This is a genomic window from Paenibacillus nitricinens (assembly GCF_052056485.1).
Classification (GTDB): Bacteria; Bacillota; Bacilli; order Paenibacillales; family Paenibacillaceae; genus Paenibacillus_AQ; species Paenibacillus_AQ nitricinens.
Genome location: NZ_CP183948.1, coordinates 4,665,785 through 4,692,653 on the forward strand (window position 1 = coordinate 4,665,785; position 26,869 = coordinate 4,692,653).

The following is a 26,869-nucleotide window of genomic DNA, read 5'->3' on the forward strand; positions in this document are numbered from 1 at the left end:
TCATCTGAGGCCTCTGCATCCTGCTGCCCGGAATCCGGTTGTGCTGATGCTTCAGCGCTTTGCTCTTCTGACCCTAGCTCATCTGAGGCTTCTGCATCCTGCTGCCCGGAATCCGGTTGTGCTGATGCTTCAGCGCTTTGCTCTTCTGACCCTAGCTCATCTGAGGCCTCTGCATCCTGCTGCCCGGAATCCAGCTTTGCTGATGCTTCGTCGCTCTGCTCTTCTGACCCTAGCTCATCTGAGGCCTCTGCATCCTGCTGCCCGGAATCCGATTGTGCTGATGCTTCAGCGCTTTGCTCTTCTGACCCTAGCTCATCTGAGGCTTCTGCATCCTGCTGCTCTTGACTCGGATCAGCTGCTGTAGTATTTTCCGCCGGATCTGCGTCTTCACTGTTCATAGAAGCTCCGTTTGCCTCAGTATGATCATCAACCAGATCCTCTGCGGTATTCTTCATTGCTGCGGCAGCCGCAGCGTTTTCTTCCTGATGATCCTCTTCTGGCACAGAATCACCGCTGTGAATAAATTTGCTCATTCCATAACCCCCGTTTACTGTCGGTATACAAACCAGTCGAACAAAGAACCCGCGACCTTCCCGCTTACCATCGCCATTAACAGCCCGAACAGATAATGTGTCATATTCAAGCGTTTCGCGAGTATAGGCAGCACATTTAATACCTCGGTCAATGCTGCAGCGAGCATCCCGACAAAAATCCCGTCAAATAGTCCTATACCAAGTTCAACTAAAGGACCTGAAGATATTTTCCAATTCCAAAAATCACTTACGGTTCCTACCAATGATCCGACTACCATCGCACCCTCGTACCAATGTACTTTATCGTAAGAAGAAGTTAATTGGGCCAGACGGGGCACCATGTCAAGAACCACAAATAAAGCGATCACACCGCCACCTACAGCGATCCCCCCTGCAATCCCCAGCAGCAAATTCAACCCTAGTGTTATAGGTGCCGTCATCTTCCGTCCTCCACGTTCTCTGGTTGATTTTCTCCACGGCGCCTCATTTTGCTATACTCCTCATTGATGACGTATTGATCGATATTTTTCTGATACAGGTACATTTCCACTTCTAGCGGTGTTGGCTCCTCATTCCACTTTTTCTTAAATAAATGGTTGAAAAAAATGACCATCCCAAAACCGATGCCTACAGAATACGCAATCTGAAAGACAACCGGATGCTCATCCCGATGACCGGTTATCATCTCGACAATTCGGATTTGGACCTCCTGCATGTTTACATCCGCATGGAAATTCATAATGGTCAGCGCAGACCCGAAGAACAGCAGCAGCCACACTAAAACAAACATCGCTACTGAGGGCTTCCGCCTCTCCACCGGACCTTCAATCTGCACAATCGTTCTCCCTTCACCGATCGGCTCAATGTCCGCTTCGGGCACCAGCTCATAAATGCGGGGAATAACCATCAGAAGATCAATCAAAATCAGATTGCCGTCACTTTGCTCTGGCTTCATTAGCAAAATAGATTCCAGGGACTCTTTCAGCTCTGGCTCCGCGATCAAAAATGCAATATCACCCAATGTGACACCTTTACCTTTGGGTACCGTCACCCGGTTCTTAAGCTGTATATAGATGGCGGGAGCAGAATGTTGTTTCATCCGCATTCCTCCTAAAGGTTGTGGTCAAATAGCTCCGGTGCAAGATAACGGTAGTATGGGAGTAAAGCCTTATTTTTACTCTTGAAGCTCTGAATCAATTTCCAAAGATGCTGAAATGTTGATTCTTTATAGGTATCGGGAAGACTTATCACACCTTACAATCTTGTTATAAAAGACGAAGGGAGGCATTTATGTAAGCGGATACAAACGTCGCGATTTAATGAGCACTTGTTGTTAAAACCCTAATCTGGAGGTTATTATCATGAGTAAAAAAAGCTCAAAAACAATGTTCAAATTGTTCATCTGCCTGTCTCTCGTGTTTAGTATGTGTTTCAACTTTGTGAATAACAAACCTGCGGAGGCTGCTGCGACTTTTGCAAAAGGGGCGGATGTAGGCTGGCTATCGGAGATGGAGTACTATAATTGGTCTTTTTATAATGATAACGGTGTGAAACAAGATCTACTGCAAATCCTCAAAGACCACGGGATGAATTCCATTCGACTTCGGGTCTGGGTCAACCCCTCCATTAATTTCTCCAACAAAGCCGATGTTGTGAAACAGGCCGTTCGCGCCAAGAACATGGGTTTTCGAATCATGATTGACTTTCATTATAGTGATACATGGGCAGATCCTGGCAATCAGAAGAAACCTGCTGCCTGGACCAGCAAGAACTTTACAGCTCTAAAGACAGCGGTATATGACCACACTTATGATGTTATGAATACACTCCAAGCTAGCGGTGTTACGCCGGAATGGGTACAGGTAGGGAACGAGACGAATAATGGAATGCTTTGGGAGGATGGAAAAGCTTCTGTAAGTATGAGTAATTTTGCCGCGTTGATCAATTCAGGTTATAGTGCAGTAAAAGCGGTCAGTAGTAGTTCAAAAGTCATCGTCCACCTCTCTAACGGCTACGACAATTCCTTGTTCCGCTGGATGTTTGACGGTCTGAAGTCTAACGGTGCCAACTATGATGTGATCGGCATGTCACTCTATCCAACTACAAGCAACTGGTCTACACTGAATGCTCAGACATTAACGAATATGAATGATATGGTTGCCCGGTATGGTAAAGAGGTGATCATTTCAGAGGTCGGAATGGATGTTAGTGCTCCAACAACGGCTAAAGCTTTTCTTACGGACATCATTAGCAAAACAAAATCGGTAAGTGGCGGCAAAGGGCTTGGCGTATTCTATTGGGAACCGGAGAGTTATGGTACATGGTACGCTTACACAAAAGGTGCCTTTGATTCTTCTGGTAAGCCTACGGTGGCTTTAGATGCCTTTTTGAATTAAAAAAGAAGACAGCCACGGTGCTTAACCATTGGCTGTCTTCTTTTCTATCCTAATAATCTTTAGAAATGGAGCGAATCCAGTTTCTTACCTTCAAAATCAAACAGAGCTAAATTGGACCACCCATTCTCATGCCCAACAGACCATTCCTTTTGCGAAGGAATCCAAGCAGGTTCCCAGTAATAAAAGCCGATTCCTTTTCCGTTAGGTGTATTCTCAATTACGTTTATGAAATCCTTCATATACTTAGCTTGACCCTCTACTGTGGCTGGATAACCTTCATGGAGCTGGGCTTCCTCATTCACAATTACTGGAAATCCTTCAGGTGCATTCAGTGTCCATGGATAGGCTGTTTCCACCACAATGATATCCTTGTTATAACGCAGCGCTAATTCGTTCAGATTAAGCTGCAAGTCGTCCAAAGTACCATGCCACCAAGAGTAGAATGATAATCCGATAACATCAAAATTTACGCCATGTTCTAAGAAACGATCAAAAAAGTTACGGCTCGCCGGATGATCAGCCCCCCGGTCAATGTGGATCATAATGGACAAGTCAGAATCGACGGATTTCGCACCCCCTATACCCGCTTTAACTAGCGTAGTGAACTGCTCCCACTGCTCCGGAGTATCACAATCTCCATCAACCTTGCCTTCTCCCCATAACATGCCTGGCGTAATTTCATTACCGATCTGCACCATATCGGGCAGTGTGCCTTGGGACTGCAAAGCTTCGAGGGTCTCGCGTGTATACTCATACACGGCGGATGTCAAACCACTGAAGTCAAGTGCCTCCCAAGCTTTTGGCTTCCATTGGTTAGCCGGATCGGCCCATTTGTCTGAATAATGAAAATCCAATAAAAAGTTAAGCCCTGCTTCTTTGATTCGCTTAGCCATGACCAGTGTACGTTCTAAATTGCAGAAACCGCCTGGAGGGTCATTCCAAATCCGTAGCCGGATGGCATTTACTCCATTGTCCTTTAGGATGTGGAGTAAATCCTCACCTTCCTCAGCGCTCCGAACAGAGCTACTGTGGAACTTGCCTCCACCCTTCTCTATTTCATCCAAAAACGAGATATCCATTCCATTGATAAATGTCGTTATCATCATCCCTACTCCTTTACAGAACCAAGTGTCATCCCTTTAACAAAATATTTCTGCAAAAATGGATATACGATTAGAATAGGAGCAGCCCCGATAAAGATTTGCGCGGCTCTAACCGTTGTCTGCGAGATTAATTCCATCTCCTTCGGATTAATGCTCATGGAGCTCATATCCCGTTGAATGATAACGGTCTGCAGAAAGGTCGCCAGCGGAAACTGCTTGGAATTGTTCAAGTACAACAGTCCATCGAACCAGGAGTTCCAATGAAACACCATACTAAACAGTGCAATCGTCGCAATCGATGGTAGTGAAATCGGTAAGTAAATACTGAATAAGGTTCGGAAATGTCCGGCACCGTCTATTAGTGAAGCTTCCTCCAGATCTTTAGGAATACCACGGAAGAAGTTCAGCATCAGAATGACCAAGAACGTATTTACTGCACCTGGCAGAACGAGTACCCAGAAGGAATCCATTAAGCCAATTTTTTGAATGACAATGTAGAAAGGGATCAGTCCACCATTGAACACCATACTGAAAACGAACAACCAGGAATACACATTCCGACCTTTAAAAACTGAGTTTTCCTTAGATAAGGGATAAGCCGCCAGAAAAGTAATCAGAAGTGTAAGTCCGGTTCCGAGTACGGTTCTTTGTACGGATACCCATATGGAGTGCAGGAATATCGGATTATTCATTGTCTTTTTATAAGCTTCCAGAGAGAACTGCTTTGGCCACAGGCCTACCAGATTGGCATCAGCCGCAGACTTGGCACTGAAAGACACAGCTAATACGTGAATCAGAGGAACAATACACATGAGTGCGAGTATAATCAGAAAACAAGTATTGAATATGTTGAAAATACGATAACCTCTAGTTTTGTAATACATAGGTCTCCCTCTTCCTTTGGTAGTTTAGAAAATGCGATATCCTGCCCATTTTTTAGCCAGACTGTACGATACAAGGATTAGGACCATACTAATGGCTGACTTGAACAGTCCGATTGCTGTACCAAACCCCATCTCACCATTCAGAATAGCTGTACGGTATACGAAGGTGTCGATAATATCGCCTTTCTGATAGACCAGCGGATTATAGAGGTTAAAGATCTGGTCAAACCCTGCATTCAATACATTTCCAAGAGCCAGGGTACCTACCACAACAACCATTGGCAGTAGAGAAGGCATTGTGATAAAACGTGTCTGTTTCCAGCGGGTTGCACCATCTATTTCAGCAGCTTCATATAATGAAGGGTTAATTCCTGCTAGAGCAGCCAGGAAAACGATCGTGTTATAACCAAATTCCTTCCATACATCCGTGAGAATGACCGTGAACCTGAACCAGTTATTATCTCCTAAGAAAAAGATGGGTTTAATCCCCATACTGCCGAGAATCTGATTGACGAAGCCGTCTGTAGCAAGCAAATCTAGCAAGATCCCGCCAAGGATGACCCAAGACAAGAAGTGAGGTAAATAAACCAGTGTCTGAATTGTACGCTGTATATAAACCTTGCGAATCTCATTCAACAGAATGGCGAACACAAACGGCACAGCCAGATTGAAGATCATCTTCAGAACGGCAATAATCAATGTGTTCCAAATGACCTGCATACTGTCATTACGTTCAAATAGATAGCGGAAATTATCTAATCCAACCCATGCTGATCCCGAAATTTTTAGCCATGGCTTATAATCCTGGAACGCCATCACAATTCCGCCCATCGGTATAAAGCTGAAGATGATCAGGAATATCATCGCCGGCAGCAACATTAAGTGAAATGGCCATGTTTTTTTAAGTGTTCTCATCCTTGGTCCCCCATATCGTGTCAAGTTCTTCTGTAACCATACTCAAATTATAGCAACGACAGGATTCCCCAAATAGCGAGCAAAACCAATATATATGGTACAAAACCAATCTCTTTACCGTATAGAAACAGAAGCTAATTTATACAAATTCGGATAACCGCTAACGCAAAAAGAGACCGTTTCCACAGCTAAATAACAGCTGAGAAAACAGTCCCTAATTGTACCCTTAACAGAGCATTATTTTACACTGTCATACCATTCATTTACTTCTTTAGTGATTTGATCGCCGCCGCCTGATTTCCAGGTCGCTACGAAGGTATCGAAAGCTTCTAGTGGCTTGTTGCCATAGATGATCTCATTAAACGTTTGATTCTCGATTTTGTTCAGGTAATCCATCTTCGATTTCATAGTTTCAGTAGTAGGGCCTGTGAACATATTTTTGAAGGATTTATCCTCTTGTGCCAGCAGAACCTTTGCAGCTGCAGGAGTATCCTTACCATAGTTCACAGCTACATCCTTCTCCAAACGAGTGGTTGGTTCAGCACCATCTGCAAGGTTAAGAAGGGCTTTCATTTGGGCATCTGGAATCCGGGCGCCGTCACGAACCAGCATATAACGAACACTGTTTACATAACCACCAGCAATTTTATCATTTTCAATCATCTTACCGTTTGCATCTAGTTCATAGTCATATCCTGCAAAGAGGCCGTTATCTAGCTCGCTTCCAGGCTTAGGATCAGCGAAGTTATCGAACAGATAGTTTTGATAGGTGAAGAAGGCTTCTGGATTTTTCATCTTAGTGCTAATCAGAGTTACACCGTTAGTGAACTGTGTTCCATGACGCATAACTTTACCATCTGGTCCTGCAGGAATTTCAATTGGAGCCCATACAGCATCCGGAGCATTCTTCACAGTATCTTGAAGCGGCCAACCGCTCATCCAGTATGGTCCTGGGAGAATACCTGCTGTGCCCGCCACTGCTGGCTCAGCTGTTTTGTTCTCATCCCAAAGCGCTGCTTCTTGAGGAATATAACCTTTTGCGAGCCATTCCTTCATTTTTTCGAGTCCTTGCTTCATACCTGCATTTACAGAGCCGTATTCCAATTTACCATCAGCATCAAGATTCCATTGCTGCGGAAGCGTTCCATAAGCACCGAAGATCCAAGAAGGATCGCCCATCCAAGTGTTCATTGATGTCTTAAAGCCGATACTGAGCGGAGTCACCTTATCTGGTGCCAAGCCGTCAGGGTTCTGATTCTTGAATGCATCCATAACTTTTTCTAGCTCATCAATCGTTTTAGGAGCTTGCATATCTAGCTTGTCCAGCCAATCTTGGCGGATCCAAAGAATGTAATCATGGTTGTATGCGTAATCGAGTACAGGGAGACCCATTCTTTTGCCATCACGGCTGTATTGGTTCCATACGTTCGGATCCTGTGCCATGGCTTCTTTCCAAGTAGCTGAGGCGTATTTATCAAATAGTGTTCCCACTTCAGCATACATACCGGAATCAATCAAATCCTGAGCAATCGTGCTATCCCCCGTACCGATCGTTACAACATCGGGCATTTCCTGACCAGATGACATCGACAGGCGTAGTTTAGTTCCAAAAGCGCCATTCGTATCTGTAATGGACCAAAGTGATTTAATATTGATGCCGAACTTTTCTTTTGTCCACTTCGTAGCTACGTTATTCTCAATGCTTTCCCCATTCTTGAATTTAAGCTCAGGGTCAACACCCCATACCGTTGTAATGGTTACCTCAGGATCATATTTATCCTTGTAGGCGTTTTCAGAATTAGATGTTGTATTGGTAGTCGTATCACCGGCTGTATTCTTTCCATCAGCAGCATTATTACTCGAACAACCTGCGAGACTACCTACCAAAAGCATACTCATACACAGGAGCGGCAGCCATTTTTTTCTCTTCATCGCGCTCATTTTGTTCCCCCTTAGATTCCTTAAGTGTTGGTTATGACTTAATTATAGGGAACGAAGATGATGTCGAATACGTCATTTAAACAAGGTTTCTGCACCTTTCTCAACCTCTCTATCCGTCACGAAATTCATTTGGTGTCATATTGTAATGCTTTTTGAACATTTTGCTGAAATATTGCGGATTTTGATATCCGAGTTCGGTAGTGATTTCATAGATTTTTTTATTCGTATTCTTAAGCAGATAAAGTGCACGTTCCATCCGCATGCGGATAATATAGTCTCCGAGCCCTTCTCCTGTCTCTGCCTTATATATTTTAGATAAGTATACGGGGTGCAGATACACATGATCCGCTATCGTCTTGACCGACAGATCATGTCCGGAATGGTTCCCTACCAGCTCATGTACCTGCTTAATAATGTAACTTTTCGTATTCTGATCACTTTCTGAGAGTTCCTTCTGAAGCTTGTTTAGCATATCGAACGCCCAATCCTTCAGTTTGTCAAAAGAAACAATGATGCTCTGAGTCAACATCGGATCGAACGCATATTGGTCGATTTGTGAGATGAACTGCCCCCCTTTGTGGGCAATGTACATGAACGCATTAGTAATGGACAAAAAAACTTCATACAGATGCTCACTTGAAAATCGCGCATTCTCCATATCTCGGAACACATCAGCGATTTTCTCGCGGGCTGTATCCCATTGCTTAGATTCCAGCAAATGAATAAGCGTTGGCGGACGGTAAAGGCTTTCGAGTGATTTGATGCTCATCATCTCCTGAAGATGACGATCCCCCAGATAAAGTACCGAGCCTGTTTCATTATGTGTTGTCAAAAACATTGAACTTAAGCCACTTCGATAGGCAGCCGTCATCCCTTCGGGAAAAGCAAACCACTCCGTAACGATAAGCGATATCTCACCCTTCAGGTAGTTACTCACACTAATTCTGAAGTTAGCGATCGCTGACTTAAGGATTTGTTGTCTCGCAGCATCGTAATTATTCGACTTCTCTAACTCCCGCTGGATGACTGGCTTCAGCTCGACAAGCAAAATTAAACAATCATGGGGTGCTTTGCAAAACCAGACATGGAACTGCTCTTTAAAGAGCTCCTCGGCAATATTGCCGATGGCATATTCCATTAGGGAAACCGAATGATGATCCATTGCGGCATAATGTTTACCCAGCTGAATCAATAACATCGCCGCTTCAACATCTGATTCGAAAGAGATTTCATATTCCTTAAGCTTTAAAGCAAGTGTCCGCTCAGACAGCACTCTACCAAGTAGTAATTCATGCATCAAGTTGGCCCGTAAAACACTGTAATCGGCTTTCCGATTATAGAGTAGCAAATGGTATTTATCATGTGCCTCCCATTCATCTTTTAGCGACTCAATCGCTCCGGAGATACTATTGATAAATTCTTCATCACTTACCGGCTTCAAAATATAATCAAAGGCCTGCAGCTGAATCGCCTTCTTAGCATACTGAAAATCAGAATAACCTGTCAGTAGGATCGAACGGATATCCGGCCATTTCTCACTCACTGTTTCAATTAATTGTAACCCGGACATTCCCGGCATAGAAATATCAGTAACCATAATATCTATATCCTGCTGTTCCAATATTTCCAGAGCCTCAGCACCTGATGCCGCCTGATGCACTTGCTTTACGCCAATCTCGTCCCACGGAATCGTGCGGGCCAGACTTTCTGTTACATAAGGCTCATCATCGACTAACAAGATCTCTATCAACATATTCCCTCCTAGATGTCATCCATATTATTGTCAGTTAGTGGTAGCAACCACTGAAGTTTAACCTGTAGTCCTCCAAGTGATGATGGTGCAATCGTCAATCCTGCATCCTCACCAAAACGCAGCCGCATTCTCTGATGCACATTCCAAAGCCCGCAGCCCATTTCTTCATCCATCGCTTTGCCTAGCTTATTTTCCAATACGATAATTTCCTCCGGGGTCATGCCTTTTCCGTCATCCTCAACCGTTAATGTCATAACTCTTCCGTTGCATGTGCCCGTAATTCGCACCAGCCCCTCTTTAGAGACAGGCTCAATTCCATGGATAACCGCATTCTCGACCAAAGGCTGAAGAACCAACGGAGGAAGATCCCGTTTCCGCATTTGCGGGGGGATAAGAACTTCATATTGAAGTCTGCTCATCCTCATTTTTTGGATCTCTAGATAGTGAGTCACAAATTCCGTTTCTTCAGATAAAGCGACAAGATCGCGTTCTTGGCGGGTCGTATATCTGTAATACCGGGATAAATTATGCGACATACCGACGACAGCACCCATATTATCGAGCTTCGCCATACTCGTAATAAAGGAGAAGCAATTATAGAAGAAATGCGGATTGATCTGAGATTGAAGCTGCTTTAATCTGGCTTCCCTAACATGGATTTTTTCCATTAACACATTCTCGATCAGCTTCTGAATCTGTTCCACCATGCTATTAAACCTTCCGGACAGGAAGCTGAACTCATTTTTACCTTTGATCTCCACCCGCGCAGAGTAGTCTCCTTGCTTCAACCTCTGGAAGCCTCCAACCAATAATCTAACGGGCACCTGCACCTGCACATATAGTAGATAGGCTACGAGACAGCTCATTAATAACAATGCACCAATAGCAAAATAAAATAAGCGATTGGAGGTTTGGATTGGATGCAGTATTTCTGACAGCGGCATATAGTCGATCAAATACCAGCCCATTTTATCCGAAAAGACTATGTTTACACTGTAGGACTCACCATTAATGTTCACTGTACGATTTTCGCTTTGCTTCAACTGCTCTTGCTCCAGCCTATTTACCAATTCATTAGCTAGCAGCTTGTCAGCACTACGGTTAAAGATAAGTCCAGTACCCTGTTTATAATAAAAAGGATCTCTCCTGCCATCACTTTTAAATTTATCCAGCATATCTTCAATGTTTCGGCTGTCAAACTCCACCTTCATAATCGTATTGGCCTTTTCAGGAGTGAACTCTGACATGAAGGGGGTAAAAGAAAACCAAGAGAACACAAAATGGTCGCCATCCTGCTCAATGATCTTTTCTACATGCCAGCCTGACTTTACTTCCCGCTTCAAATCCTCATCCGAATATGGTAAAGCATCATTCTCTGACACCATTCGGTGGATCGACGGTGAATATAGATACAACTTACTCTTCCAGTTGGAGGAGCTTTCCTGAATACTGATTTTGGTCTGAATCCGCTTAATCAGATTTATTGCATCCAGGTTCAAATGTGTCCCCTTTAAATAAGTATCCTTTAAGCTCAAAATATCAGGATCATGAATGAGCAGGATCGGCCAGGAGGACAACAGCTCCATATTACTCTCGACTTGATTCTGAAAAAAACTGAGCTGATTGCTGTTCGAAGTATTTAACTCCGTACGTAGCACATCCGTGGTCGTCTTATTGGAATAGAAATAGAGGATCGTAATAGGAATCAGCATGATGACCATGATACTTACGATTTTGGTAAATAAATTATATCTATACACTTTCCTTCACACTCCGACTCAAATGTCATAGCCTCTATTGTACAAATAATCTTCATTAACGCATAGATAATTTCTCCCCGCACAATGAGGTAGACAGGTGATAGCTTGTTCAAGCACTGTTATCGTCCTCTCTATTGTAAAGGCTTAAATTATTACGCTATATGCTACGTACGAAACATTTCTGCAGTTTTTGCAGTCTAATGTATTGTTGAGACATACAAAAAGGGATGATCCGAAAGCCTCTAGGCATTCAGTCATCCCTTTATACTTTATTTAGTTCAATCTATACAATCAGAGTCTGTTCAGAGCGTTTGTGCTTTAGATTGTTGACTCGATATAAAGAATAAAGCAGTCCAGATCAACGCGAACCCGATAATTTGCGGTAGGGTGACGAGCTGCTGGAATACGATCCAGTTAATGATTACTCCCGTCATAGGAAAGCTTAGTTCAGCCAATGTAGCGAAGGAAGCTTTGGTAGTGCTGAGTCCTTTGTAATACATTAGCATACTGAGCAGTCCTGGCAGCAAAGCCTGCAGCAACAAATTAATGGCTATGGCAGCAGATGCACCAAATCCACCATTAATCTGCCAAGGAGCCCCTTCTAATGTGGTGATTACGAAAAGCAGCGGCAGCGCCATTATAAATCTTAGGGAAGTCACTGTCTCATATTTCATAGACCCAAGCAGATAACGTCCCATTACTGTCGAGCCACCCCATAATGCGGCCGCTCCTAAGGCCATCAGACTGCTAACACCGATAAAGTTGTTCACATGTCCGAATGGAATGCTCCAGCCAAAGGTCAGCAGGTAGGTTCCTACCAGAGCCACAGTAATGAGGATCCCGAAATTTTTAGGCAGACGTTCTTTAAGAATTAAGGCTGCAAGACCGATAGCGAATATCGGCTGAAGCTTTTGCAGCAACAGCACAGCATTTAAATCCCCACTGGAGAGTGCCATCGTAAATAGAATTGTTGCCCCGGCAGAACCTCCCCAGGAAACAATTAGCAAAGCTCCAATCTGGCGGAATCCAATGCCTTTTAGCTCCGCCCGGTGACGCCAAAGAACAGGGGAAGCAGCCAAGAAAAGCACCACATGCTCCAAAAGAACAATTTGCGATGAGGTCAATGATTTTAAGAGGATAATACGAAAGAGCGGATCCACGCCCCATAGTGCTGCACCGAACACAACGAGCCAAAAACCACTGCGTAACGGCGACGTGCTGCTTACCTTATTAGCTGATGTTGAAGCTGTTACATTACTCATAATCCCATTCTCCTTGTCGATACAAACCCTCGATAAGAGACCAAAAACCCCCGAATCACCATAAAAGGTCGATTCGGGGGCATTATCAATAAAGACGTACAGGATAGACTCCTAGCGCCTTTATCTTATGATCCTCTCCCATCCGGACTTTACCGTCGGCTCTGGATTCACACCAGATCAGTCACTTCTCTGCAAGCAGAACAAGTGAGTCGCGGGCTTAGTTCGCTTTGAACATTACCGCCGGTTGGGAATTTCACCCTACCCCGAGAATCTTGTATTCCGTTGTTTTTTTCACAATCTCAGAATAAACCTCTTCTTGCCATTCGTCCAGTACTTTATGAAAATATACATAAAATTTTCATGTATTACAGCTTTTTATTACATATTTTTTTCGTTATTGTTCTACTGTCTCATCCACAAAAATCTGTATAATGAAATTATGTTTATTTTTCCATAGTTTAGGAATTTTTCTAAGGAGGTTGTTATGAAGAAATCATTTTGGATGAAGGAGTCATTCTGGACGAAGCTATTGTTCTCCTTTTTTGCGGTCGGAGTCATAGCTTTTTTAGGATTCATAGGTTCGATAATTACTGCGCTTTTCGGGGGGCTTATCTTTTATACTCCTCTTGTGGCGATTTTATCTGTGGTAATAGCCATTTACGTTGTACTCCTTATATTTGATTTGTTGTCCCGAAAAACAAGCAATATAATATTGCTATCCATCCTCGGACTTAGTGTGCTCGTAACCGCAGGATATGAGATCAAGCAAGCATATACTAACAGCATTGCCACGGTCGATGATCGGGAGGTCAATCTCGTACAATATGAACCCTTTGCTGAGAATACGAAAGCAGTGAAATTAGACAAACCTTCTGCCTATAGTATCGATAGCAATCCACCCAAGCTGGATGGTGCAACCGCACTTTACCCACTGTATTCAGCTTTCGTGCAATCTGCTTATCCTGTGGGCAATTATAAACCATATGATTTTCAAATCGGCCAAGTAATTTGCAGCAGCACACCGGAAGCTTACAAAAGACTAATTGAAGGTGAAACCGATATTATTTTTGTGGCTGCTCCTTCTCTTGCTCAGCAAAAACATGCGAAGCGAAAAGGCGTCGAGCTGAAGCTCACACCTATTGGGCGCGAGGCTTTCGTATTTTTTGTGAATAAACGAAACGTAGTGACTGGACTTTCTACCGCCCAGCTTAAAGATATCTACGCAGGCAAGATCACCAATTGGAAAGATGTAGGCGGAGCTAATAACCGTATTCGCGCTTTTCAACGGCCAGAGGATAGTGGGAGCCAGACGATGCTGCAAAAGTTTATGGGAGATACCATACTCATGACACCACCTAAGGAAGACGTCGCAGATATTATGAGCGGAATCATTAAACAAACATCCAGCTATCGCAATTATAAAAATGCACTCGGGTACAGCTTCTTATTCTACGCCTCAGAAATGAATCAAAGCGGGGAAATTGCACTACTCGCCATAGATGGTGTTAAGCCCGACAAAGAGAGTATTCGTAGTGGACAGTACCCTTTGGCTACAGAATTTTATGCTGTGACTGCCGGAAGTGACAACCCCAATATTCAGCCCTTTCTAGATTGGATGCAATCTGCTCAGGGTCAGGAATTGGTAGAAAAAACGGGTTATACTTCTTTGAAATAAAATATTGTTAGGGAAAGAGAGCTAACCCAAATGTTTGGGAAAGCTCTCTTTTCGCTTTTTCTACCGAAATTTTTCCTTTTTCACTCTAAAAGAGCGCAACTTTTGGAAACTATTGTCGTTTAAGAATTATATACGCTGAAACTGCATCAAAGGAAGAAAAAGTAAGAATTGCTAGAAACCAAGAAACGGGGATGGTAGGGATTGCAGATGAAGAAGTTTGGTTTTTTGGCGTTACTGCTGCTTTTGTTGGTGCTGGTTCATCCAGGAACTGGTTATGCCGGCTCTGCAGAGACACACATCAATCTAGACGGCAATGATCTTAAGATTTCTAAAGAAGCACAAGTTCAAATTGTAAATGGAAGCGTGATGGTTCCACTTCGCCTCGTTACGGAGCAGCTTGGTTATACCGTGAAATGGGATAATGTGACCAAGACTGCAACCATTGAGCAAAAGGGAACGACATTAAAGCTTATCGTGAATAATGCGATGGCAGAGGCTTCGGGGAAACAGGTAAAACTGGACAACCCTCCTTTTCTAAGTGGCAACACGACCCTCGTTCCTTTAAGATTTGTTGGTGAACAGACAGGAACTACTGTAGGTTGGGATAATGTGACCAAAACGGTCTACTTAACTTCTCCAGTGCCAGAGATTGGCGGAAGCGATCCAGAAATTACAGTTCCAGACACTTCTGTAACCGCACCCTCTGATAATGCATCCAACGGTAACACAGCAACCGACGGAAATTCCTCAACGGCTGCAGTCACAAATCTTAGCTTCGTTGATAATAAACTAATCGTTGCGGTGAACGGTAGTGTAACACCTAATGTATTCACAATGACAGATAAAGACCGAATTGTCGTAGATTTACCGAATACCAGCTTTGGCGACAGCTTTCATCAGAACCTTTCTGTCGGAAAAAACCAAAGTGGGCAGTTGACGATTACCGAATATCCTAACGTCTCAACCATTCGTTATTCATTATTCAGTAGTTCTCCCTCTACGATCCGGATCGTGATTGATCTGAACAGCGCGAATAACTACAGTGTAACAAATGCTAACGATGGACTTATTATAGTGGATCTAAATGGGACAAGCACCACGCCTCCTGCAACCACTGTACCAGAAGTACCGGTTACAACGCCTCCACCTTCAACCGGCAACACAGACAAGAAGATAATCGTCATTGATGCAGGACATGGTGGGAAAGATCCTGGCACCGGAAGTAACCGAAAAGAGAAGGATTTCACCTTGCCAACAGCACTGAAAATTGCAGAACTACTAAAGAAAGAGCCAAATATTGAGGTTGTGCTCACTCGAAGTGATGATACATACCCGACCCTACAGGACAGATCCAACCTCGCCAATAAGGTAAAAGCAGATTTGTTCATCTCTGTTCATGCCAATAGTATCCCAGTGGGCAGTAAGAGCAATCCTAGTGGTACTGAGACCTATTACACACGTAAAGATAGTTTATTATTCGCGCAAACCGTTCATAAATATCTTACTGTTGCTACAGGTCTTCAGGATCGAGGGGTTCGTCAAGCGAATTATCATGTAACAAGAGAAACTAAAATGCCAGCCATTTTATTAGAATGTGGTTACTTAAGTAATACCAAGGACGAAGGATTACTCTTCACCGTGGATGTACAGAATAGGATAGCCGAAGTAGTAGTTCTAGGGATAAAGGAATATTTAGGTCGATAGAAAAAAGAGGAGCTTCAAAGCCACCAATTGGCTTTGAAGCTCCTCTTTCTATTTATTCATGTTTGTTATTCCAAACACTCATTCGTTCTCTTAGATTAGAAGTGTGCAGCTCTAACTGAATCCCATCTGGATCGAGAAAGTTGACTGTCCAGCCTACTCCCCTTTTAACAGGTCCTCTAATGATTCGTACTTCGTGGGTACGGAGTACCTGTACTGCCTCCTCGAAATGTTCTTCCGCTATACTAAAAGCAATGTGGTCTATCCCAATTACATTGCTCATTAATTCAATGTATTTTGGCTTTTCAATGAGGCAAATCCATGCGCTCCCCCATTCCAGATAAGCATCTGTATTCCCTTTGTGAATTAGCTGAAGACCCAAAATACCCGTATAGAAATTCAATGAACGTGATAAATCACTCACATTTACCGTCACATGATTAAATCCTTGAATTTTCATCCCCGTTCATCCCCTCAGACTTCTCAAACCAGAATAGAGACAATTCTCTTGCGTTTCTCTGAATCGGGATCTTGAGTTACTCGCATCTCTTCATCAAAGATCAGTGTAGGACGTTCTTCCAGATTATACTCAGGCCATGATAGCTCAGATGTAGCTGGGTTTCCACGATGAGCAAAGGCAATCCATGCCGCATGCATACTTTTAGCCAATTTTTGCATCCCCGGTGTAATTTCCGCGCCCAAACGAGTTACATGAGACAAATTATTAAAAGCATAGACAATTTCCGCACCATGTACAGCTTTATTTAACAATGGATGGCCAGGGACCGTCCCATCAAAACGATACATCCACACAGGCGCATAGGCCAATTGATTCTCAGCTAAGGATATAGAAGTACCCCAGAAATATAGATCCGTTAGAATCTCCGCCTGTCCTTCCCATGTAGAAGAATAGTGGCTGGCAACCTCCGCCAGACTTCCAGTTCCCATCATCTGCTCCAGCGCCTTGAGCGATTCATCAAAGTCTGCACCTGGTGTCTCTCCCCTGAAAAATAAATTACCCTCATCTCGATTGGTTCCAATCAACAATGGAATCCCCTGGGCCGATCCTTCTGCCACAGCCTGTGCAGGATCTATAGGAAGCGTATCCCCATCAATGACAGGCTGAAATAACATGCCTATTGAACCACCCGTTAATTTAATGGTCATTCTTGTGGCTGCGTCTATAATTTGTTCCGCTGAGAAAGTATTAAGTAGGCTAGTATCTCCATCAGGGGAAATGCCTAGTTCAGTAAGTAATGCTACAGCAATATCTTTTCCTTGCTGATTTGGCAAAGTTTGAGCAGCCCCACTTTGCATGATCGCTCCAGCAAATAATCCCTTTGCAGCAGGCATAGCCAGAAGGGCTGCGATACTCATACTGCCAGCTGATTCTCCAAATACCGTAACTCGCTGAGGGTCGCCTCCAAAGGCGGCAATATTATGCTTTACCCATTCCAGCCCGGCAATTTGATCCAGCAAGCCTTGATTAGACGCAAATCCATCACCAAGCGAAGACAGATGCATAAAACCAAACGGTCCCAGTCGATAATTAATCGTCACCAGGACTACATTTCCATTCTTCGCGAAGCTAGTGCCATCAAACTGTGGCTGACTTCCCGCACCTGTCACAAATGTCCCCCCGTGAATCCAGAACATTACAGGAAGTGCCTCGCCTGGGGATGCAGGTGACCATACATTTAAATATAAACAATCTTCAGAATGACGAGGTGTTAATCCACCGAAACGCGTACCTCTCGTATCCGCTGGCTGATGGCTAACTGGACCAAATTCAGAAGCATCTCTAATTCCGCTCCAAGCTTCTGGTGGCTGCGGCGCACGAAATCGAAGCTCTCCAACTGGTGGAGCGGCAAAAGGGATTCCACGCCAAACGTTCACGCCATCCTCCTCTCGTCCTTGAAGCTTACCGTAAGAGGTTACTGCTATCGGTCCTACCATTACATTTCACCCTTCCACATTATTCCTTATTCTCTTCAATCTGCTTATACAATCCGGACTGGAACCGGAACCATTGAAAAATATGTGTAAATACAACCTTGAGCACCGCGTAACCAGGAACTGCAAGGATAATGCCAAGAACGCCGAACATTTTGCCGGCAAAAATAATCACAAAAATGATCGTGATCGGATGAATCTTCAGTGTCTTGCCCATAATCTGCGGAGAGATAAACTTCCCTTCAATCAGCTGTACAGCCGTCCAAACGATGATCATCTTCAGCAGCATAAATGGTGAAGTGACCATGGCCACAATTAAGGCTGGTGTAATAGCAATTGCCGGACCCAAATAGGGAACAACTGCTGTACAAGCAGCGGCAATGGCAAGAACAAGTGAATACTCCAGACCAATAATCAAATAGCCAATATAGAGCAGCGCACCAATGCAGCAGCTTACTATTATTTGCCCTCGAATATAGGAAGATACTTGCGCGTTCATTTCCGACATTACCATCCGAGTCTGCGGCTGCAGCGCGGTAGGTACAAATTTCAAAATGTAATCTGGCAATCTTTTTCCATCACGAAGCAAGTAGAATAGAATAAACGGTGTCGTCACCACCGCCAGCACAATTTCCGTAACGGCTCCGACGAAGCTCCCTACGCCTGTTAGCGCATTATTCAGAAAAGAAGTTCCCCAAGCCGTAATTTTACTGGTAATTTCACTTAGGTTGGTTCCTATACTGTCTTGAACTTGACCAAAGAATTCGCTTCCCGTCAGGTTCATAAATCGTTCCTGGATCAAGTCACTATACCTTGGAAAATCGTCAATCAAACCAGATAACTGCGTTCGAAGAATCGGAATCACCATCACCAGAATCAACGTAATAATACCTGCAATTAACAGATAGAGAATGATGATTGCATACACACGTTTCATCCTGAATCTATTTCCCATTAGGTCTACTAACGGATTCAGCAAGTAATAAGCGATACCAGATAGTAACAATGGTGCCGCCACCGTGTGCAGTAATACAGATATAGGCGTAAAAATAAACGGTATCTTTGAAAACACCAGGATAGTTACCCCAGTTAACAATAAAATAAGTAACGTTACCACAAATTTATTGTTCAGAAAAAACTTTTTAAACTTCCCCGGCCACACCTGCAGCCTCTCCATCGAACCCTCTCCCCCATGCGCCACCTTATATGAAGTGTTATTTTATTCACTTTTTAATAGCATAGTCAACGTTAGGGGCGCAAGTCAAATTTGATATCTGTAATTCTGCCCGCCTCCACAAAACCAATCGATTGATATACTTTGTTAGAATCCGGGTTTTTGGCATCCGCTACGCCATGAGTTCTGTAATCGTAGTACTGTATTCTTCAGTCGCAAGCCGTAAATATCCTCCAACGTTTGCAGGCTTCTTTACGACAAGGCAGTGATAAGCCTCAAGCTTCATATATGTATGAAAAGTTTCTCCATGTAATTCACAAAAAGATTCCGCAAACAACTGCGCCGTTTCTGCATGATCATCCACTGTAAACCTCTTAAACATGTCTATTCCCCCTAGATCTTCCTTTCATTCAATCATGATCCTCTACTGAACTAAAAGAAACAACGTTGCCTTCCTGAAAAGACAAAAAAATACCGCCAGCGCATTGACGGTACTTCAATCATTTCTGCTTTGATTCCACTCAGCTGCGAAACTTCGATCTATGGACAGCTATTTTTTCTTCTTCCCTTTAGCTCCCTTGTCATCTGCAGCCATCAGCTGACCATCATAAGAATACAGCAGATGATCTTCAAGTCTCTCGCCCTGTAAATGCTTCCGTACTAGCGATTTCGCTGATTTAGGTGTGATCTCTTTATACCACACGCCTTCAGGGTATGCGATCACGACGCAGGAATCTGAACATCTACCATTACAACGGGTTACCGTCGTATGTATAAGACTCTGTGCACCTTGCTTTTCAATCTCATCTTCTATCGCTTCAGCTACCTCTTCACCTTTGTGTTTCTTGCAGCTGCTACCATTACATATCAACAAGTGACTTACGGTTCCTTGTAAATTCCAAGTTGTCATGAAATCCCCATTCCTTTCATGCCTAAAATATCCCGTTAGCGGATTATTCTAAACACTATCATAAGAGCTATTATAGTCAATAGAAAGAAAGACTGGTATACTATAATTGAGAATGATTATCATTGAAAAGGGGATTATTTCTACCATGCCCATCCAATCCGGCGGGATGCCACATCATTCCCATCCTTTTTATATGCCTGTTAAGATTAGTAGCCTAACAAGTCTTTCCCACTACACAACCGATAACATCCCGGCTACGAATTCCTGTATTATGATTGTCTGGGAAGGTAAGGGGCAGCTTGAGATAGATGGCGAACCTCACAACCTCAAACCCGGAAGCATCAAGAATTTTGCTGCATCTTCTAATTTAAAGTTAGAAACTGAGCAACAGTTACAGGGGATGTGGATAGAGTACGCCAGTACGGCCAACCGTAATCATGAGGATTATTTTCTAAATGACAGCGCCTCCTTACACCATGCCTCCACAGAATTGATAGCACTGTCAGGTGAGCTTTATAGTGCTTGGATACAACCCGATAATCGGAAGCCTTTTAAGGTCCAGCAATTATTCACTCAATTGATCGTGAATCTTCATCATGAACTGGCTGCAACAAAGGAAACATCAGGAAGCTGGCTTGAACATGTATTTAAATACATAGAAGCGCATTACAACGAAGATATCACTCGGGAGCAGATGGCTACGTTAGCTGGGGTAAGCCCTGAACACTTCTCACGTACCTTTCGTAAAATTATGGGTCAAACTTTCAGTGCTTATATTACACTGTTAAGAATCCGCAGAGCGCAGCAACGAATTCTCACCAGTTCTCCCAATCTAACAACTCTGGCGCACGAGGTTGGCTATGAAGAAGGGACTTATCTCAGCCGTAAATTCAAGCAGCTTGTGGGCCTTTCACCTACAGCCTATCAGAATAAGAACAAAAAAGTTGTTGCTTTGAACTACAACCACACAGCTATCCTACGAGTACTGGAAATCATGCCTCAACTCGGTGTTTATTCGGATTGGCATCGGAGCTTGGAGCAAGTGCCTGCCTCCAAGCAACTAGCGCTGAACGAAGGTAGCTCTTCCCTATTTGATTCGATAGCTTCAGCAGAGCCTGATATTATTATCAGCTACAATATTCCGGAGAATAAGATCCTGACTCCAGTTGCTCCGGTCATTGAATTACCCTTTATGCAAATGAGCTGGCGAGAGCAATTTGGTTTGATCGCTGATGTGGTTAACCGGCGACAGCGAGCGGAAGAATGGTTAGGTCATTACGACGGGCTCTGCCATGCGGCCAATAAGAAACTGAACCATTCGATAGGATCGGAAAGAGGGACAGCCATCGTTTGGGAGCTTAGTTCCCGAGCAGCTTATTGTTTCAGTAGCAGTTACGGTAGGGGTTGTCAGATTTTGTACGGAGATCTTGGATTCAAGCCACCATCCATCATTATGGAGAACGGAATAATGGATTCAGGGTATCTAGTGTCATCTATTGAGGAAATCGGAACCTATCCTGCAGACTATATTATTATCACTAGCATCCCATCATCTTCTGAGGGAAGAAAACGCCTCTCTCGCCTTCTGCGTTCTCGTGATTGGAAGCAGTTAGATGCAGTCCGTAACAATCGGGTATACATCCTGAACAAGGGTGACATGTTCTATGGATTTGATCCGCTGTCTTCTCAAGCACAGCTTAAAGAATTGCTACGTGTGATGACATCATAAATATGCACAAACGAAGATCATATTCGTCCATAGTAAATAACCAGAGAAGATTGTAAAGTTCTTATTGAGAATGATAATCAATTACCTTAGGAGGAACAACAAATTGCATAATCTACACAAGAATACTTCGAAACAGAATCATTGGCTTCTATTTCCCTTCATGCTGACGTTAATTCTAGTCCTATCAGCTTGTGGAAATTCCAATACTACGGTGGAGAATACAGGTGGTATCAGTAACACCAGTAATACAACAGCAGCAACACAAGCACCAACCGAAACTAGTCAAGAAGCAGAAAGTGCTGAAACCCCTACTGTCAAAACAGTAAGTACCGTAAAAGGTGATGTTGAAATCCCTGTTCATCCTAAACGAATTGTCGCTGAGGAATACTTGGGAAGTCTAATAGCTCTTGATACCATTCCTATCGGAGCTCCAGGCTTGACCTTAGAGAATATGTATTATAAGGAGGCTCTTACAGGTGTTACAGACACAGGAGCGTACGGTAAAATGTCACCTGAAAAAATCATCGCACTAAATCCTGACTTGATTATTTCGGGACAAGCAGAAAGCTATGAAACGCTTAGCAAAATTGCTCCTACCATTATTGTGCCTTACGGGGATTTAAAAGATGCTCATGCAGAATTAACCTATTTCGGAGAACTCCTTGGAAAGGAACAAGAAGCAAAGAATTGGCTTGCAGATTATGACAAACGGATAGCCGAAGCTAAAGCAAAAGTGGACAAGATCCTCCCGGCAGATGCAACCTTCTCCATCATGGAAGACGGCGGAAAATCCATTTGGGTCTATGGCGATAACTTTGGACGAGGCGGACAGCCCATCTATCAAGCGCTTGGTCGCAAGCCGCCTACAGAAGTAGCCGCGGAGATTATGGAGAAGCAATGGGCGGAAATATCTAAAGAAGCGTTAACTAAGTATGCCGGAGATTATATTATCTTAACCTCAAATAACCTTACAGAAGCTGATTACAAGGCTGATTCATTTTGGGGCAACCTTCCTGCTGTCAAAAATGGACACCTCTATGTTTGGAAAGAAGAACGTTCCTGGTATTATGACCCTATCGCGGTATTAACCCAGACCGAAGAGCTGGCCGATTGGCTAATAAATAATAAATAATGCATGAGGAAAAGGGATGTCCGAAGCCATAGCGGCTAAGCGGACATCCCTTCTCACGCTTCAAATTTAACTTATTGTAGTGACTTCAACAACGTAACTATCTCATCCAACTGCTTGTCCAGCGCATAAGCATCAGAGAGATAATAAGTTTTGAGATCGTATGTGAACACATGACCCGCCTTAACAGCAGGTAGACTTTTCCAAAAGACACTGTCCAGAATGTCCAGCTTATCCTGCTCCACACCACGGCTGAAGCCTTGGAATATATAATCAGCTTCTCCTAGATATTCGGGCAGCGTTTCGAGAGAAAGGGAAGCCCAGCCCTCCTTAAAGGCTACCTCTTCGACAAGATCAGGTGCATGCAGCCCCAATCCGTTGTATATAATCTCTCCACCACGCCCATATGACGAACCGTATAGATACAGCTCTTTACCGGCAATTTCAAAGATTGCCACCTTTTTGTCAGCTGCGATCAGATCGGCCAACTCAGCTTTCTTCGCTTCCAGCTTCTGATTGAAATCCGCCACCCACTTTACAGCCTGCTGCTCCTTGTTCAAGATTTTCCCGATCTCAATCAATCGTTCCTTATAGTCGTATTTACCCCAAGGAATAAAGACAGTCGGAGCAATCTTGGAGATTTGCTCATAGGTATCTTCCTGATAAGTGATAATTAAATCCGGTTCCAGGCTCGTTATTTTCTCCAGGGACACCGTCATGTCATCGCCCACTACTTCTACACCTGTAAGCGCCTCTTTGAAATATGGATGGTTCAAGATATCATTCCCAGCTACGGCAATGGGCGTCACCCCCAGTGTCAGAAGATCACCAATAAAGTCTTGTACCGGAATTACAATTCTTTGTGGATTGCGTGGGATCTGCACCGGACCTTTGTCGCTTTCGTATGTCCAGTACTCTGCATCAGCAGCCGGCTCCGTGCTGGCAACTACAGAATCATTAGTGCTTTTAGCCACATCAGCAGACGTGCTAGCTGGAGCATTCCCCTGATTAGCAGCTTGTCCGCATGCGCTCAACAGTAGCACCAGCGTAAGCACAACGGCTATCATGCTTGTTTTTCCTAACGATATTACCCTGTACAATGTAAATCCTCCTTGAGACTTTATATTATTATGATATTGATAATCAATATCATTTATATCCTTGTTTAATATACCGTCTCGGTGGGAAAACATATATACACGCTAATACATCAATTTGGCTATGGACGATTGTCAGCTTAATTTATGGCCGGTTAACAAATCTGTCTGTATCTCCAACTGACGTTCGAGTGCAAGCCCTTCGCTGCCCCAAAATTCCTCAAGCTTCAGGTAATATATGCGTTCATTCCTGTATGCTGTAAGATTGCGCCAAACCGTACTTTTGCTAATGCGTTTACGTGTTCTGGACATCCAGTCCTCACGTCCTGATACAACCACAAACATATGGTCAGCCGCATATATTGGCAATTCCGAAAGTGAGATGCATAGATGATCATTCCGCTCCAGAACATCTGACCTTACCTTGTCCGGTGGAGCTAACCCTAACATTGGATACAGATTGTACACACCTCGGGCTGTATGATTCCAGATATAAATACCGTTATCTTGCCTAATCTCATACACCGCTACCGTTTCACCAGATTCAATTAGGGAGGACAAGCGCTGCTTGGCCAAATCTATTTTCAAATGATAGTGCCTTATCCATGCCTCTGCCCTCTCCTCTTCTCCCAGCAGTCTGCCGAATAAACGAATCTGTTCTAAGCGGTCCATCTCATCACATTCCACCGTAACTAGTGGACCCAACTTTTCCATGTATTTAAGCTGACGGGGGCTCAGATAGGTCGGTGCAATGACTATATCGGCTTCCAGCCCAGACAAGTCGGCTTCCGCCGGACATCCCTGCAATTCAAACGATTGTACATCCGCCAGTTCAGGCTGCAAAAGTAATGAATAGTTCATCACATCTTTTTCAACCGCGACAGGCTTAACACCCAGCGCAAGTAAATCCCCGAAAAATTGCAACGCTACTATCCGCTTCGGTTTGGGACGCAAACGGAAATCTGTTGGAGTCATCCCGGTGACTTGCTTGAATTTGCGGCTCAGATATAGTCCATCTGAATAGCCTACTTTTTGAGAAATTTGCTGGATTGTTGCTTGGCTGGACATCAAATATTTTTTCGCTTTATTCACTCTTAGATGAGTTACATATTCGGTGAAGCTCCACCCCGTCTGCTTGCGGAACCATACTGAGAAATAGCGAGGATTGAATCCTATCATTTTAGATATCATCTCTCGCGTAATCTCTCTTTGGATGTTCTGGTGAATATAAGAGAGCATTCTGAAATATGAATTATCCGTAATGTCTGCTTCAGCATCAGCCTCTACGACCAGTTGATGTAGCTGATGCAGCAAGGATTGAATTCTATTTGCCTGTGCTTCTAAATTATTGGCAGCAACGCCTTCCAATTCACTAAATAAGCGGGTTATTTTGTTCGTTGTACGTATAGGTAAGATCCCGTTCGCTGGGAAAATTTCACGACAAAGTCCATAGATGAGTTCTTGTTCAGTGCTATTGCTTAACCCGTATACCTCATAAGAAATTGCGTGAATGGAGATAACCGTCTCTATTGGCACATCAATTTGATAAGTCGTACCTGCACTTAAAAAAAGAATTTCACCTATTTTAAGAGCTACAGTCTCTCCTTCAATAGTTATTAGAACAGCAGCTTCTATGGGTGTCAGGAAGAGTGGGGACTGGGCAATCTGGAGATTACGGATGTGACCACCGCCGGATTGGCGTCTCCCAGCCTCTTTTAACATATAAATTCTGTGAACCGGGTTATTATTAGATAACTTCATTCCTGCTCCCTTCCAGATCATCAGGCTATTAAACCTTGAAATATAAAGAAAGCGCATAAGGCTTCTCTCCGCTCGAAATGGATAAGATACCCTATACGCTTCATATAAAATTCAGATTTTATAGTTTGAAAAGCCTCTATCCTTAATGGTCGTCAACGACACCAAGCGCCTTATTCTTCTCCTTGAACCGCTCATTATGAGAGGAAACATATGCAGCCTTAGGTGCAGAGGGGTCCATATACAGTTTAGCGCTGTTCAGCGCAAGAACTGCATCGGTAAAGGTGCCAGCGATTAACCGGACCTTACTGCTATAATCCACAAAGTCACCTGCTGCAAAAATACCTGGAAGATTCGTCTCCAGCTTTCCGCTCACATTCGCACACCACTCGCCCATATCAATGCCCCATTCCCGTAATGGGCCAAAATCGCTTTTCAGACCATGATTAACAATAACAGCATCTACTTCATACTGTTCACTCTCACCTGTTTCGATATGGCTGATCGTAACCTGATCAATGGTTTCCCCATTACTGCTGTTTAATTGGCTTACTGCGAAAGGCACGCGAACATTGACTGAAGATTCCTTCATACGCACAATATTTTTCTCATGGCCGCCGAACTGCTCGCGACGGTGCACAATGGTCACACTTGCTGCGATGGACTCCAGTTCATTTGCCCAATCCACAGCGGAGTCACCTCCACCAGAAATCAGCACTTTTTTACCTCGGAAAGGCTCCAGCTCCTGAACTGTATAATGAAGATTCGTTACCTCATAACGGTCGGCACCTTCAATCTCCAGCTTTGCCATTTGCAGAATCCCATAGCCAATAGCCAAAATGACCGTACGAGTCCAATGCTGCTCACCAGTAGCCGAGGTCAGCATATAAGTTCCATCTTCCAGACGCTCATGATGCGTAATCTGCTGCCCGAAAATAATCGTAGGATCAAACGTCCGTGCCTGCTGAGCAAGCTGATCTATCAATTGACGACATAGTACGGGTGTTACCCCACCTACATCCCAGATCATTTTCTCAGGATATACGAGCATTCTTCCTCCAAGCTCATCCTTCGCTTCAATCAACTTCGTCTTCAAATCTCTCATACCACTATAAAAAGCTGTATACATCCCAGCAGGTCCGCCGCCAATAATCGTTACATCGTATAATTCCAGTTGATTGTTCATTATGTCCCTC

22 protein-coding genes and 1 riboswitch are annotated in these 26,869 nt (G+C 43.7%); of the genes, 5 read left to right on the top strand and 17 right to left on the bottom strand.

What is annotated here, in order from left to right; all coding sequences use genetic code 11:
- Nucleotides 1-547 precede the first annotated feature (547 nt).
- Both ACN6KS_RS20795 and ACN6KS_RS20800 read right to left on the bottom strand, forming a co-directional pair.
- Nucleotides 548-973, bottom strand: a complete 426-nt coding sequence (locus tag ACN6KS_RS20795) for a stage V sporulation protein AB (protein WP_042129676.1) — start codon at nucleotides 971-973, stop codon at nucleotides 548-550.
- The gene (locus ACN6KS_RS20800; protein WP_094876398.1) at nucleotides 970-1,632 is read right to left on the bottom strand and encodes a stage V sporulation protein AA; all 663 of its coding nucleotides are present in this window, start codon (nucleotides 1,630-1,632) and stop codon (nucleotides 970-972) included. Before ACN6KS_RS20800 ends, ACN6KS_RS20795 begins: the two co-directional genes overlap by 4 nt.
- Nucleotides 1,633-1,894: 262 nt before the next feature.
- Between ACN6KS_RS20800 and ACN6KS_RS20805 the strand changes: the two genes are divergently transcribed.
- A complete protein-coding gene (locus ACN6KS_RS20805; RefSeq protein ID WP_094876399.1) occupies nucleotides 1,895-2,929 on the top strand; it encodes a glycoside hydrolase family 53 protein in 1,035 nt (344 codons plus the stop codon).
- A 59-nt stretch (nucleotides 2,930-2,988) separates the two neighbouring features.
- Here the strand turns inward: ACN6KS_RS20805 and ACN6KS_RS20810 are convergent, their stop codons facing one another.
- From ACN6KS_RS20810 to ACN6KS_RS20840, 7 genes are all read right to left on the bottom strand, one after another.
- Nucleotides 2,989-4,035: a glycoside hydrolase family 53 protein gene (locus tag ACN6KS_RS20810; RefSeq protein ID WP_440960394.1), complete on the bottom strand. Its 1,047-nt coding sequence runs from the start codon at nucleotides 4,033-4,035 to the stop codon at nucleotides 2,989-2,991.
- A gap of 2 nt (nucleotides 4,036-4,037) precedes the next feature.
- Nucleotides 4,038-4,916, bottom strand: a complete 879-nt coding sequence (locus ACN6KS_RS20815) for a carbohydrate ABC transporter permease (protein WP_094872170.1) — start codon at nucleotides 4,914-4,916, stop codon at nucleotides 4,038-4,040.
- Between the two features lie 24 nt (nucleotides 4,917-4,940).
- Entirely contained in the window at nucleotides 4,941-5,831 is an 891-nt protein-coding gene (locus tag ACN6KS_RS20820) for an ABC transporter permease (RefSeq protein WP_042129685.1), read from the bottom strand.
- Nucleotides 5,832-6,068: 237 nt separating this feature from the next.
- A complete protein-coding gene (locus ACN6KS_RS20825; RefSeq protein WP_440960395.1) occupies nucleotides 6,069-7,772 on the bottom strand; it encodes a sugar ABC transporter in 1,704 nt (567 codons plus the stop codon).
- A 109-nt stretch (nucleotides 7,773-7,881) separates the two neighbouring features.
- The gene (locus ACN6KS_RS20830) at nucleotides 7,882-9,522 is read right to left on the bottom strand and encodes a response regulator transcription factor (protein ID WP_280786810.1); all 1,641 of its coding nucleotides are present in this window, start codon (nucleotides 9,520-9,522) and stop codon (nucleotides 7,882-7,884) included.
- 11 nt (nucleotides 9,523-9,533) lie between these two features.
- Nucleotides 9,534-11,285 carry a sensor histidine kinase gene (locus ACN6KS_RS20835; protein WP_094872166.1) on the bottom strand — a complete coding sequence of 584 codons (1,752 nt, stop codon included), beginning with the start codon at nucleotides 11,283-11,285 and terminating at the stop codon, nucleotides 9,534-9,536.
- A 302-nt stretch (nucleotides 11,286-11,587) separates the two neighbouring features.
- Nucleotides 11,588-12,547: a DMT family transporter gene (locus tag ACN6KS_RS20840; protein ID WP_094872164.1), complete on the bottom strand. Its 960-nt coding sequence runs from the start codon at nucleotides 12,545-12,547 to the stop codon at nucleotides 11,588-11,590.
- A 126-nt stretch (nucleotides 12,548-12,673) separates the two neighbouring features.
- A riboswitch (FMN riboswitch) is annotated at nucleotides 12,674-12,822 on the bottom strand.
- A 209-nt stretch (nucleotides 12,823-13,031) separates the two neighbouring features.
- Here ACN6KS_RS20840 and ACN6KS_RS20845 point away from each other — a divergent pair.
- Both ACN6KS_RS20845 and ACN6KS_RS20850 read left to right on the top strand, forming a co-directional pair.
- Nucleotides 13,032-14,222, top strand: a complete 1,191-nt coding sequence (locus tag ACN6KS_RS20845; protein WP_440960396.1) for a substrate-binding domain-containing protein — start codon at nucleotides 13,032-13,034, stop codon at nucleotides 14,220-14,222.
- A 207-nt stretch (nucleotides 14,223-14,429) separates the two neighbouring features.
- Nucleotides 14,430-15,926 (top strand): N-acetylmuramoyl-L-alanine amidase, encoded by a 1,497-nt coding sequence (locus ACN6KS_RS20850; protein ID WP_440962428.1) that lies wholly within the window; start codon nucleotides 14,430-14,432, stop codon nucleotides 15,924-15,926.
- 52 nt (nucleotides 15,927-15,978) lie between these two features.
- Here the strand turns inward: ACN6KS_RS20850 and ACN6KS_RS20855 are convergent, their stop codons facing one another.
- The 5 genes from ACN6KS_RS20855 to ACN6KS_RS20875 form a co-directional block, all read right to left on the bottom strand.
- Nucleotides 15,979-16,383 (bottom strand): VOC family protein, encoded by a 405-nt coding sequence (locus ACN6KS_RS20855; RefSeq protein WP_440960397.1) that lies wholly within the window; start codon nucleotides 16,381-16,383, stop codon nucleotides 15,979-15,981.
- A gap of 23 nt (nucleotides 16,384-16,406) precedes the next feature.
- Complete coding sequence (locus ACN6KS_RS20860; protein WP_280786628.1) at nucleotides 16,407-17,879, bottom strand: carboxylesterase/lipase family protein; 1,473 nt, start codon at nucleotides 17,877-17,879, stop codon at nucleotides 16,407-16,409.
- 19 nt (nucleotides 17,880-17,898) lie between these two features.
- Nucleotides 17,899-19,053, bottom strand: coding sequence for an AI-2E family transporter (locus ACN6KS_RS20865; protein WP_094872160.1), 1,155 nt, complete (start codon nucleotides 19,051-19,053; stop codon nucleotides 17,899-17,901).
- A 169-nt stretch (nucleotides 19,054-19,222) separates the two neighbouring features.
- Nucleotides 19,223-19,432 carry a hypothetical protein gene (locus ACN6KS_RS20870; RefSeq protein WP_280786629.1) on the bottom strand — a complete coding sequence of 70 codons (210 nt, stop codon included), beginning with the start codon at nucleotides 19,430-19,432 and terminating at the stop codon, nucleotides 19,223-19,225.
- Nucleotides 19,433-19,600: 168 nt separating this feature from the next.
- On the bottom strand, nucleotides 19,601-19,960 hold the full coding sequence (locus tag ACN6KS_RS20875) for a (2Fe-2S) ferredoxin domain-containing protein (protein ID WP_094872157.1): 360 nt from the start codon (nucleotides 19,958-19,960) through the stop codon (nucleotides 19,601-19,603).
- 145 nt (nucleotides 19,961-20,105) lie between these two features.
- On the opposite strand from ACN6KS_RS20875, the gene ACN6KS_RS20880 reads away from it, so the two are divergent.
- Entirely contained in the window at nucleotides 20,106-21,689 is a 1,584-nt protein-coding gene (locus ACN6KS_RS20880; RefSeq protein WP_440960398.1) for an ABC transporter substrate-binding protein, read from the top strand.
- A gap of 103 nt (nucleotides 21,690-21,792) precedes the next feature.
- Nucleotides 21,793-22,821 (top strand): ABC transporter substrate-binding protein, encoded by a 1,029-nt coding sequence (locus tag ACN6KS_RS20885; RefSeq protein ID WP_440960399.1) that lies wholly within the window; start codon nucleotides 21,793-21,795, stop codon nucleotides 22,819-22,821.
- Between the two features lie 71 nt (nucleotides 22,822-22,892).
- Here ACN6KS_RS20885 and ACN6KS_RS20890 read toward each other — a convergent pair whose 3' ends face one another.
- From ACN6KS_RS20890 to ACN6KS_RS20900, 3 genes are all read right to left on the bottom strand, one after another.
- On the bottom strand, nucleotides 22,893-23,918 hold the full coding sequence (locus tag ACN6KS_RS20890) for an iron-hydroxamate ABC transporter substrate-binding protein (RefSeq protein WP_256990446.1): 1,026 nt from the start codon (nucleotides 23,916-23,918) through the stop codon (nucleotides 22,893-22,895).
- Nucleotides 23,919-24,050: 132 nt separating this feature from the next.
- A complete protein-coding gene (locus ACN6KS_RS20895; protein ID WP_440960400.1) occupies nucleotides 24,051-25,676 on the bottom strand; it encodes a helix-turn-helix domain-containing protein in 1,626 nt (541 codons plus the stop codon).
- 142 nt (nucleotides 25,677-25,818) lie between these two features.
- Nucleotides 25,819-26,859 carry an NAD(P)/FAD-dependent oxidoreductase gene (locus ACN6KS_RS20900; RefSeq protein WP_440960401.1) on the bottom strand — a complete coding sequence of 347 codons (1,041 nt, stop codon included), beginning with the start codon at nucleotides 26,857-26,859 and terminating at the stop codon, nucleotides 25,819-25,821.
- Nucleotides 26,860-26,869 lie beyond the last annotated feature (10 nt).